Genomic DNA, 10,411 nt, shown 5'->3' with positions numbered 1-10,411 from the left:
ATTTTCATCTTGGCGTCAACTCTTTTTTAAGAAAAAACGTAATTTGACGTTTGTTTGCTTTTATTTTGTACGAAGCGCGTTTTTATTGGGCAATACCGCCCATTTTTGCCATTCTACTTAGGCTTATTGAGTTGATAAATTTAGATTGAAAACTTAATAATTAAAACCTGACCTGCGGATATATTAGAAAAACAGACACTATTATTAAATTTTCGGGTTTTATCGCTTATTTTTGATAATATTTAGCCAGACTTATTTATTGGACTTTATTTATGACAATTAATCTTCGTGGTTATAAAGGGAACTTTCCCGAGATAGACGAACAAGTATATGTTGATTCGTCGGCTGTTTTGGTAGGCGAGATCATGATTGCAAAAGACGCTAGCATTTGGCCGCTTGTTGCCGCACGAGGTGATGTGAACCATATCACCATTGGAGAGCGAACCAATATTCAAGACGGCACTGTGTTACATGTCACTCGACGTTCTCAACAAAATCCAGATGGTTTTCCATTGATTATTGGTAATGACGTGACCGTTGGTCACCATTGTATGTTGCACGGCTGTATTTTAGGTGACCGAATATTAGTGGGTATGGGCGCAATTATTATGGATGGTGCAGTTATCGAAGATGATGTATTTATAGGTGGCGGTACCCTAGTTCCACCAAATAAGGTCTTAAAGAGTGGTTTTTTGTATGTGGGTAATCCCGCTAGACAAGCAAGACCGCTAAAAGAAAGCGAAATTGCTTTCTTAAAGCAGTCTGCGATAAATTATGTAAATCTTAAAAACGATTATTTGGCCGAGCAAACCTAAAAAGGCAACTCTAATAGTATTTCACTGCCGACTGGTTCGTACTTTGCTAACCAGTCTTCAGCTGCCGCTTCCCAATCAAACTTAACGGTATCGTCAACATGACTTTCTTTGGGGTGATATTTTTCATCAATCACTATCTTGATAACACTACCCGATAGCATGCCGGTAAAAATCCAAGCGTGGCGTTCATTATCAAATGCTAAGTCGTCATTAAAGATAATTGCTTGATTCATAATTCCCCCTTAATCACTTTTGTTAATATCGGCGCGTAAGTCGAGGAGAACCTGTTCAACTTCTGGCATAACTTTTCGCCAGATATTAAAGCTTTCAGCAGCCTGCCCTACTAACATACCTAAACCATCAATGACGCTTTTTGCCCCAAGTCTTTCAGCCCACATTAAAAATGGCGTGAGTGACTTACCGTAAACCATGTCGTAACAAACGGTATGATCTGATATTAGCTCATCGCTAATTGGCGGCTGCTCTCCGGTTAAACTCGCGGAAGTTGCATTGATGATGACATCGAAGTCGATATTGGCGATATCATCAAATCCACAACCTTGCATTTTGTCACTGCCAAATTGCTGACAAAGCGCCTGTGCTTTACTAACGGTTCTATTAGCAATAACCAATGCGCCAAGCTGTTGTTCAAGTAACGGTAAAATTACACCTTTTACCGCTCCACCTGCGCCGAGTATCAATACTTTGGCGTTGGTCAGTTTTACGCCATGTCTTAATAAATCTTGTACTAGTCCTAGTCCGTCAGTGTTATCGCCATAAATTTCATTATTAATAAAACTTAATGTATTAACAGCGCCAGCTTGTTGAGCTCTTTGTGAAAGGTGATGACACATTTCCAGTGCCTGCTCTTTAAAAGGCGCTGTTACATTAGCGCCTTTTCCTCCTAATGCAATAAATGCATTAACAGCTTCTTTAAAACCGTCTATTTCGGGCTGTAATTTTTGATAAGAAATATTTTGCTCAGTTTGTTTGGCAAAAGCTTGGTGAATAACTGGTGAGCGAGATTGCTTAATTGGGTTACCGTAAACGAGATATTTATCCATGAAGTTAAAGGCACGATTAATTTGTTGTTAGGGTATATCAGTACTTAAATAATGCAACTATATTCACACCTAAACCAAAAAAGCAGCATATTAATGCTGCTTTTCGTCAAGTAGATGAGTTAATTAAAACTTATAACCAATCATTAGTGAGTAAACCATAGGGTCAACATCGATGCTTGCTGAGCCTTGGCCAGCCAATCCACCAACACCTAATGCGTCTGTTACATCAAAAGAAGCATCTGTATCAATGTCAATGTAACGAACAGACGCATTTACATGCCACTTATCATTAATTACGTAGTCGGCACCAACTTGTAAAGACCAACCAAAAGAACCGTCTAATTCTAGGTTACTAAAACCAGCAGCGGTAGGAGTTGTTGTGAACTTTTCATCAAAGAAAATTGTGTAGTTTAAGCCAGCACCAACATAAGGTTTAAACGCTGAATTTGAGTCAAAGTAGTAAAGAGCACTTACTGTCGGTGGTAAGTGAGTTACTTCTGCAAACTTAGCACCGTTTAAATCAATGCCGTAAATTGCTTCAGTAGCGCCCGTTGGGTCATTTAAAGTAACATCATGAGTAAAAGGCGTTGCTGCTAATACTTCAATCGCCCAGTTGTTGTCGTAGAAATAAACAAAGTTAAGGCCTAATTGACTGTTGTCATCAACAGATAAGCTTAGCGGTAAAGCATTACCGTCTAAATTAACACCAGCACTACCACTATCTGGTGCAACATTAGTTAAACCACCACGCACTAAAATGTCGCCCGCTTGATGAGCAACGGCTAATGGAGAAAGGCATAATGCAGATAAAATTGCTGATTTGATAAGAGTTGTTTTCATAGTATATTCCACATAAAAAGTAAGGTTATTTTTAATGGGGAAAGTCTATAATTGTCTGTAATAAAAAAACTTGCGTTACATCAATAAATCACGCCAATTTACAACAAAAAGTTGCATTAAATCACTCAAAACAACACCAACCTAATAATACGACAAAAATATCACCATACATTTGATTTATGTCACAAATATGTAAACGATGCATTGGGTGATTCACTTGCAGTATCGTAAAAAATACGCATAAAAAAAGCAGCCTGTTTGGGCTGCTTTCTCAATCAATTAAAAAATTAAAATTGATAACCTACCATCAAAGAAAATACTAACGGGTTAAAATCTATTTTAGTAAAACCGTCATCGTCAGCAGCAGCACCATTATCTTTAACAAAAGTACCTTTACTATTTAGCCCTATCCATCGTGCTGAAAAGTTGACTGACCATTGTTTTGAGATTTGATAATCAGCCCCGACTTGAAAAGAAAAGTCTAAAGCATTGTCGAAGTCTAAATTTTCATAATTTAGATCACTCGCTGCCGCGGTAAATTTTTCACTAACAAAAAACGAATAGTTAAAGCCGGCACCTATATAAGGTTTAAAGTCCCACGCTTTATCAGGGTAATATAAAACACTAAAGCTCAACGGAATTTGAGATGCTTCAGCAATATGAAGATTCGTACCGCTTTCGCCATTAAGCATTAATTCATGTTTAGAGGGTGTTGCTGTTAAAAACTCTAAAGCCCAACTGCGATCAATAAAATAAATGTAGCTTAAACTTACTTGCTCGCCATTTTCAGGTGATAAGGTATTTACTAACGATGAATCATCAACATATATGTCTGAATGGCCACTTTTTACAGCAACTGACGATATACCAGCACGAAAGATCATATCACCAGGATGATGCGGTTCAGCAGAGGCTATGGCAGAAAATAATAGTGGGAATAATCCAACCGTTGCCAACAACAATTTTTTCATTTATTTAGTCCTATTGATAAAAGAGATTAAATTTTCCAACAAGTAAAACTTAATCAAAATTTTTTGTTTCTAAAATAACTTGGCTCATAGTAGCACTTTATTCTTTTTGCTGAATAAATTTATTACTAAGCTTTCTTTTATTTATCTAAACACTTGACCCGTTAAGCCGTCAATAATAGTTGAAGGCTTCTCAAACCCCAGTGTTTCTCCTTTCACAATGTAATCTACCAAAGCGCCTAGCGTTTGTTGTGCTTGTTGCCATGTAATTGCGGGTGCTTGACCTGAAATATTGGCACTTGTCGAAACTATCGGTTTATTTGTGCTTTCACACAAGGCAACAACATCAGGTTGTGTGGTTAGGCGCACCGCGATTGAAGAAAACTTACCGGTAAGAAAAACTGGGGTGTTTTTGTTAGCAGGCAATACTTGAGTAATGCCATTTGGCCAACGTGATAATATTTGCTGGCGTTGCTGGTCACTAAGTATTTCATCATCAATATAGGGGCGAAGTTGTTGATAGTCACTTGCCAGTAATATCAAACCTTTATCTTGAGGGCGTGATTTAATGGTTAATAACTTTTGTACCGCATCGGCATTATCAGGATCACACCCTAAACCAAAAACAGCTTCTGTTGGGTAAGCTATTACCCCACCTTGTTCAAATGCTTGCTGAGCTGATGAATATGACACGATTCTCTCTGTTGTACTAACTGATAATGATTCATATTTTAACAGCTTAAATAACTTCCGCCTAGAACCTAACAGTAGATGAAATTCCCTTAAAGAATACTCAACAAGTGAAAATAGCTATGAACATTTCGAATTTGTAAAAACATAGGTATAATGTCGCATTAACTTGCATTGCCTGAAGATTCAGGGAATTTTCTAATTTTTATATAAGGGTGTTTTATCAATGACAGTGGGCATTATTATGGGGTCAAAGTCAGATTGGCCAACAATGCAACATGCAGCAGACATGTTAGATTTACTTGGTGTTCCATACGAAACCAAGGTTGTTTCAGCTCACAGAACGCCACATTTATTAGCTGAATATGCGCAAGGTGCCAAAGATCGTGGTATTAAAGTCATTATTGGTGGCGCAGGTGGCGCTGCACATTTGCCAGGCATGACTGCAGCTTATACTAGCTTGCCGGTACTTGGTGTACCTGTGCAATCTAAAGCACTAAGTGGTCAAGACTCTCTACTTTCTATTGTACAAATGCCAAAAGGCATTGCCGTTGGCACTTTAGCTATCGGCACTGCCGGTGCAGCTAACGCTGGTTTATTAGCGGCACAAATTATTGGTACATTCGACAGCAAAGTACAAGCTGCTATTGAAAAATTCCGCGCAGAGCAAACACAAACCATTTTAGACAATCCAGATCCTGCACAATAGGAAACACTGATGAAGGTATTAGTTTTAGGCGCAGGTCAGCTAGCACGTATGATGGCCTTAGCAGGTAAACCATTAAACATTAGTGTAAAAGCCTATGATGTTGGCTCATTGCAGGTTGTTGACCCATTAAACACCCGTGTTGTTTATGGCGATCTTAGTGCCGGCATTAACGATGCTGACGTGATCACCGCAGAGTTTGAACATATCGACCATCAAGTGCTTGCCCAATGTGAAGCTTCTGGCAAACTGAAGCCGAGCAGCAACGCGATTAAAACAGGTGGTGATCGCCGTTTAGAAAAGCAATTACTCTCAAACAATAACGTTGCTAATGCCAAACACGCCATTGTCACTTGCAAACAAAGCTTTGATAAGGCGATGGCAACGCTTGAGTTGCCTATTATTTTCAAAAGTGCGCTCGAAGGTTACGACGGTAAAGGTCAGTGGCGAATAAAATCGGCAGACCAAGTAGAGACTATTTGGCAAGATATTGCAGACTTTCTTAAGTCAGCAAATCCAGAAAAGCCACAGGCGATTATTGCCGAGCAAATGGTACCATTTGATCGTGAAGTATCTATGGTTGGTGTCAGAAAAGCCGATGGCAGTACACTCGCCTATCCGTTAACTGAAAACCACCATACTAATGGCGTGCTGAGCGTTTCTTTAGCATTAGCATCAAATCAAACACTTCAAAACCAAGCTGCTGAAATTTTTGATAAGGTAGCCAACGGCTTAAATTATGTCGGTGTTTTAGCGATTGAATTTTTCCAAGTGGGTGAACAATTACTTGTTAATGAAATCGCCCCACGTGTTCATAACTCAGGTCACTGGACACAACAAGGTGCTGATGTCTGTCAATTTGAAAATCATTTACGCGCTGTGTGTGATTTACCGCTAGGTAATACTGAGCTTATTCGCCCGAGTGCGATGGTGAACGTTTTAGGTATTGATACCTTGCCTGACGAGATTTTATCAATACCAAGTGTCAGCATGCACTGGTACGGTAAAACACAAAGAGCTGGCCGTAAAATGGGCCATATAAATGTTTCGGGTAGCAATAAAGAAGAATTGTTTGAGCGTTTAATAGCACTTGCTAAGCTTCTGCCAAGCCAAGACTTTCCTGAAGTTTTGTCGTATGTAACAGCCAAAGCATAAATGTCATTTGGCTCTTACGTAAAAGGCGCTACTAATAGCGCCTTTTTTTATGTTTGAAATTCACTGCACTTTTTATTGGCACACTGGTATTTTTCACCGCTTGCCATTTGCCTTTTTAATAACAAGGCAAAACCGCAATGTTGGCAGCTGCCTGCAACGGGTTCATGGTTAACCGCAAATTTACACTTAGGATAGCCATCACAGGCATAGAACTTTTTACCAAACCGACTTTGGCGCTCTTGCAGGTTGCCTTTGTGACAAGCTGGACATTTCACATCAGCAACCGCAGCATGCTCTTCATGTTCAATATGGTGACATTCAGGGTAATTAGTGCAGCCGATAAACATACCATAACGCCCTTGTTTTACCGCCAGCGTGCTTTGACATAATGGACATTCGCTACCTGGCAATTCTTGATCGTCTACCCGTTCATGCTCAATAATCGCTCGAGTATAATTACAATTAGGAAAGTTTTCGCAGCCCCAAAAAGCACCTGCCTTACCACGCTTAATACTGAGTTCTGAGCCACACTCGGGGCATACCTCATACGCCTTTTCAAGCGCATGCTCATGGTGACTAAAAAGAGGTTTATCTGACTTTGACACAGCGTTCACTTAACCTTATGAAAATAACAATATTGATGTTCAATATTTAGGCGCTATTATGACATTAAACTGCAGGCCATTTATAGTAGTAATGGCCTGATAAAGGTGAGTAAAAGTGTAAGTATTGACTAGTTATTCAGCACATCATGCATTTTACGCATTATTAATGCAGTGGCCCTTCTTGCTCATCAAAAATAAGGTCTTCCATTTGCGAATAAGCTGTTTCTTTACCTGGCACATTAAAGAGCACCATGAGTACGACCCATTTTAAATCTTCCATGGAAAAATAATTCGTATCAAGCTCCATTACACGATCAATCACCATTTCTCGGGTGGTGAAATCTAACACATTCACTTGCTCTAAAAACATCAGAAAACCACGACATTCAATGTCTAATAGTTTGGTTTCTTCTTCAGTGTATACGCGTACAGACTTACGGCCAACACGCGTAAAGTACGGATAGGCATCGGTGTCTTGTAGCGCGGCGAGTTTTTCAAGCCAAGTCAGCGCTTTATAGATTTCTTCTTGATGAAATCCTGCGCGCGTAAGTTCGTCGGTAAGTATGTCATGGTCAACCATGACTTCGGCTTCACTATGAATATAGTTTTCAAAAAGGTACATCAAGATATCAAACATAACTAGCCCCTTATTTTAATCGAAGATAACCACCGGGTACTGCAGATACTAATCCCTGAAGTTCTAGCATCATTAGCCGAGTCAAAACTACGTCTGTTGGTAGTTTGCTCCGAGAAACCACAGCGTCAATTGGTGTGATTTCATATCCCACACTAGCCAACAATGAATCGATACACAAGTCTTGTTTTTCACTTTTTACAATTTTATCAGTCGCTACCCCTTCAAAATTTTGCTGATAATTAAAGTGTAGACCAGATATCGACATACTTTCGAGTTCTTCTATTATATCGGCACTACAGTCGACAAGTTTAGCGCCTTGTTTAATTAACCAGTGACAACCCTTAACTTGCTCATTAGCAACTGAGCCAGGTATAGCAAACACCTCTCGGTTTTGCTCAATTGCGCACCTAGCGGTAATAAGAGAACCGCTTTTTATTGTTGCCTCAACCACTAAAACACCTAGGCTCATACCGCTAATAATTCGATTTCTTTTGGGAAAATGCCCAGGTTTAGGCAAGGTACCGGGGGGAAACTCACTAACGATTAACCCGCCAGCATCAAGTAATGATTTTACCAATGCTTTATGACGGCTTGGATACACCCGATCTAAGCCTGTAGCAACAACCGCCACGGTTTTTCCAGACGACAAAGCACCTTTGTGCGCATAAGCATCTATACCTAGCGCTAAACCACTAGTGATTGTTAACCCCGCTTGGGCAAGTTGCTTGGAAAAACGTTGCGCGTTTTCTCTACCGCCAACACTGGCATAACGACTACCAACAACCGCAAGTTGATGACTATTGAATAAGCGAATATTTCCCTTCGCAAACAATATTAAAGGCGGGTCGTAAATTTCTTTTAATAGCTGCGGATAATGCTGGTCATCAAAAGTAATTATCTCACTTTGACACAAACGGCTTTGCTCTATGATTTGATCGATACGCTGCCAATTAGGTTGAATAATCGCGTTAGCTTGGTTTTGAGTTAAACCTAGAGAAGAAAGCGCAAAATTTCCAGAAAATAGCTTTTGTAAGCCAACCTCATCGGCTAGCGCTATTTTCTTTTGCACATTTAAGCGAGGAACAAATTTAAGTGCCAACCACAGTTGCTGAGTGGTTTTATTTGCGTTAGCCATGGTCTCCTCCTTAAGAACTGGCTATAAAAAAAGCCATTAACAAGTAATGGCTTTTCATTTAAATTATCTTGGTGAGGCTATAATATCCTCTAAACGCAACGGCTTACGAGAGCTTAATACCAAGGCTAAACTCACTTGCTCGTAGACTTTAAATACCATCATTTCACCAATTGGCTCTTCTGGCATTTTATAATCAGAGCTATCGTTGCCACCTAATCGATTCCATTTCGAGGCATCTTCAGTATAAACTGGACCACTGCCAGTTTCGATAACACTTGGGCTAGTACGTTTAACCATCATAACATCGCCCTGCTTTACTGAATGCTCAAGGCCGCGGTTAATCATTACGATATCAAGTTTACCAAATTCACGAACATCTATGGCTGACTTGATAATTGCACCGCGCACCGATGCGTTTGCCGCTTGCATGGTAAAATAAGAAGGAAATAATTGACCGTCATTTACCGGCACGACGATTGTACCGGCACGTACTTCTCGTTTCACACCGTCAAGGTATAAGGTTGCAGGTTCACTCGCTTCTTTATTACCACTAGCCACTGCCTTACCTGAACCAACTAAAATAACATGGCGACCTAAAACTTCTTGAGTTTCTGGATCGGTTATTTCATCGCCCTGCTCGTACACAGCGTAACTTTGTCCAACAGTTAAGTCGCCATTCACATAAACTTTAATGTGGTCTAAGCTCGATTTATAGCCGTCTTCACTACCAAGAACATATGGCAGCTTTTCAATTTGTTCATCTGTTAATAAGCTGTCATATTTAATATAAGGTGCAATAACATGCAGCGGTAAGGTACTAATAGGTGATAAATCTTTTAACTGGGTTCTAACTTTAGGTGTCCATTTTAATTCTGGTTTACCTTTAACCAGCATCGGACGCCCTTGCTCATCAAATACCAAGCGCAAAACATCGCCCGGATAAATTAAATGAGGGTTATTAACTTCTGGATTTAATCGCCACAATTTTGGCCATAGCCACGGCTGATTAAGAAAAACCTCTGAAATATCCCATAATGTATCTCCCTTTTTAACGACATACGTTTTTGGAGCATTTTCATTAAGCTTAAGTTCGTCAGCAAGTGCTATTGCAGAGCACATTATGCTAAAAACGACGACAACAAATTTGTTAAGCATGATAACCTACCTTAAAATTCACGCATTTATCCTAAACCACTATTATTAATTTTATTTAGTAGCTAAAATTGAACATAACACTGTATGTAAATTTTCGCGAATTCTTTTGGTAAATTATGTCTATTTTAACTGTATTACGCTTTCCTGATGAAAGATTACGAACAAAAGCTCAACCAGTAACAGAAGTTACTGAGGAAACTCAAACAATTATCAGCAACATGATCGAAACTATGTATGCTGAAAAAGGTGTCGGTTTAGCCGCTACCCAAGTCAATATTCATCAACGCATTGTCGTTATCGACGTTTCAGAAGAAAGTAATCAACCAATTGTTTTAGTTAACCCTGAAATTATTGCTAAAAGTGACGATACTTTTATTAATGAAGAAGGCTGTTTGTCGGTTCCTGGCCAATATGCAAAAGTTGACCGTCATGCTGAAGTTACCGTGAAAGCGCTCGATAAAAATGGGAAAGAATTCACCCTAGACGCTCAAGAGTTGCTGGCTATTTGCATTCAACACGAGCTTGACCACTTAAATGGGGTGTTATTCATTGATTACCTTTCGCCGTTAAAACGTCAACGCATTAAAACCAAATTAGAAAAAGAAGCCCGTTTAGCTAAAAACGACGCTTAATCATTGCAG

General features: G+C 39.5%; 13 protein-coding genes. 4 read left to right on the top strand and 9 right to left on the bottom strand.

What is annotated here, in order from left to right; translation table 11 throughout:
* The first annotated feature begins 272 nt into the window (after positions 1 to 272).
* The gene (locus ACRRSQ_RS19310; protein WP_440877417.1) at positions 273 to 815 is read left to right on the top strand and encodes a gamma carbonic anhydrase family protein; all 543 of its coding nucleotides are present in this window, start codon (positions 273 to 275) and stop codon (positions 813 to 815) included.
* Here the strand turns inward: ACRRSQ_RS19310 and ACRRSQ_RS19305 are convergent.
* From ACRRSQ_RS19305 to ACRRSQ_RS19285, 5 genes are all read right to left on the bottom strand, one after another.
* The gene (locus tag ACRRSQ_RS19305) at positions 812 to 1,048 is read right to left on the bottom strand and encodes a hypothetical protein (RefSeq protein WP_440877416.1); all 237 of its coding nucleotides are present in this window, start codon (positions 1,046 to 1,048) and stop codon (positions 812 to 814) included. The two genes, ACRRSQ_RS19310 and ACRRSQ_RS19305, sit on opposite strands and share 4 nt — an antisense overlap.
* 9 nt (positions 1,049 to 1,057) lie before the next feature.
* Entirely contained in the window at positions 1,058 to 1,879 is an 822-nt protein-coding gene (gene aroE, locus ACRRSQ_RS19300; RefSeq protein WP_440877415.1) for a shikimate dehydrogenase, read from the bottom strand.
* 123 nt (positions 1,880 to 2,002) lie between these two features.
* Positions 2,003 to 2,719, bottom strand: coding sequence for an OmpW/AlkL family protein (locus ACRRSQ_RS19295; protein ID WP_440877414.1), 717 nt, complete (start codon positions 2,717 to 2,719; stop codon positions 2,003 to 2,005).
* Between the two features lie 287 nt (positions 2,720 to 3,006).
* The gene (locus tag ACRRSQ_RS19290) at positions 3,007 to 3,690 is read right to left on the bottom strand and encodes an OmpW/AlkL family protein (protein WP_440877413.1); all 684 of its coding nucleotides are present in this window, start codon (positions 3,688 to 3,690) and stop codon (positions 3,007 to 3,009) included.
* A gap of 141 nt (positions 3,691 to 3,831) precedes the next feature.
* Positions 3,832 to 4,380 carry an L-threonylcarbamoyladenylate synthase gene (locus ACRRSQ_RS19285; protein ID WP_440877412.1) on the bottom strand — a complete coding sequence of 183 codons (549 nt, stop codon included), beginning with the start codon at positions 4,378 to 4,380 and terminating at the stop codon, positions 3,832 to 3,834.
* A 223-nt stretch (positions 4,381 to 4,603) separates the two neighbouring features.
* Between ACRRSQ_RS19285 and purE the strand changes: the two genes are divergently transcribed.
* Together purE and ACRRSQ_RS19275 are read left to right on the top strand one after the other, a co-directional pair.
* On the top strand, positions 4,604 to 5,086 hold the full coding sequence (purE, locus tag ACRRSQ_RS19280; protein WP_440877411.1) for a 5-(carboxyamino)imidazole ribonucleotide mutase: 483 nt from the start codon (positions 4,604 to 4,606) through the stop codon (positions 5,084 to 5,086).
* Between the two features lie 9 nt (positions 5,087 to 5,095).
* Positions 5,096 to 6,238 carry a 5-(carboxyamino)imidazole ribonucleotide synthase gene (locus ACRRSQ_RS19275; RefSeq protein ID WP_440877410.1) on the top strand — a complete coding sequence of 381 codons (1,143 nt, stop codon included), beginning with the start codon at positions 5,096 to 5,098 and terminating at the stop codon, positions 6,236 to 6,238.
* A gap of 47 nt (positions 6,239 to 6,285) precedes the next feature.
* On the opposite strand, the gene ACRRSQ_RS19270 is transcribed toward ACRRSQ_RS19275, so the two are convergent.
* The 4 genes from ACRRSQ_RS19270 to ACRRSQ_RS19255 form a co-directional block, all read right to left on the bottom strand.
* Positions 6,286 to 6,843 carry a topoisomerase DNA-binding C4 zinc finger domain-containing protein gene (locus ACRRSQ_RS19270; RefSeq protein WP_440877409.1) on the bottom strand — a complete coding sequence of 186 codons (558 nt, stop codon included), beginning with the start codon at positions 6,841 to 6,843 and terminating at the stop codon, positions 6,286 to 6,288.
* A 163-nt stretch (positions 6,844 to 7,006) separates the two neighbouring features.
* Positions 7,007 to 7,480, bottom strand: coding sequence for a DUF494 family protein (locus ACRRSQ_RS19265; protein ID WP_440877408.1), 474 nt, complete (start codon positions 7,478 to 7,480; stop codon positions 7,007 to 7,009).
* A gap of 10 nt (positions 7,481 to 7,490) precedes the next feature.
* Positions 7,491 to 8,615: a DNA-processing protein DprA gene (dprA, locus tag ACRRSQ_RS19260; protein WP_440877407.1), complete on the bottom strand. Its 1,125-nt coding sequence runs from the start codon at positions 8,613 to 8,615 to the stop codon at positions 7,491 to 7,493.
* Positions 8,616 to 8,678: 63 nt separating this feature from the next.
* Complete coding sequence (locus ACRRSQ_RS19255; protein ID WP_440877406.1) at positions 8,679 to 9,770, bottom strand: LysM peptidoglycan-binding domain-containing protein; 1,092 nt, start codon at positions 9,768 to 9,770, stop codon at positions 8,679 to 8,681.
* Positions 9,771 to 9,886: 116 nt separating this feature from the next.
* Between ACRRSQ_RS19255 and def the strand changes: the two genes are divergently transcribed.
* Positions 9,887 to 10,402, top strand: coding sequence for a peptide deformylase (def, locus tag ACRRSQ_RS19250; RefSeq protein ID WP_440877405.1), 516 nt, complete (start codon positions 9,887 to 9,889; stop codon positions 10,400 to 10,402).
* Positions 10,403 to 10,411: the final 9 nt, after the last annotated feature.

The sequence above is a fragment of the Thalassotalea sp. PLHSN55 genome (assembly GCF_052030545.1).
Lineage (GTDB): Bacteria > Pseudomonadota > Gammaproteobacteria > Enterobacterales > Alteromonadaceae > CANMXU01.
This window is presented reverse-complemented; position numbering and strand designations above follow the sequence as displayed.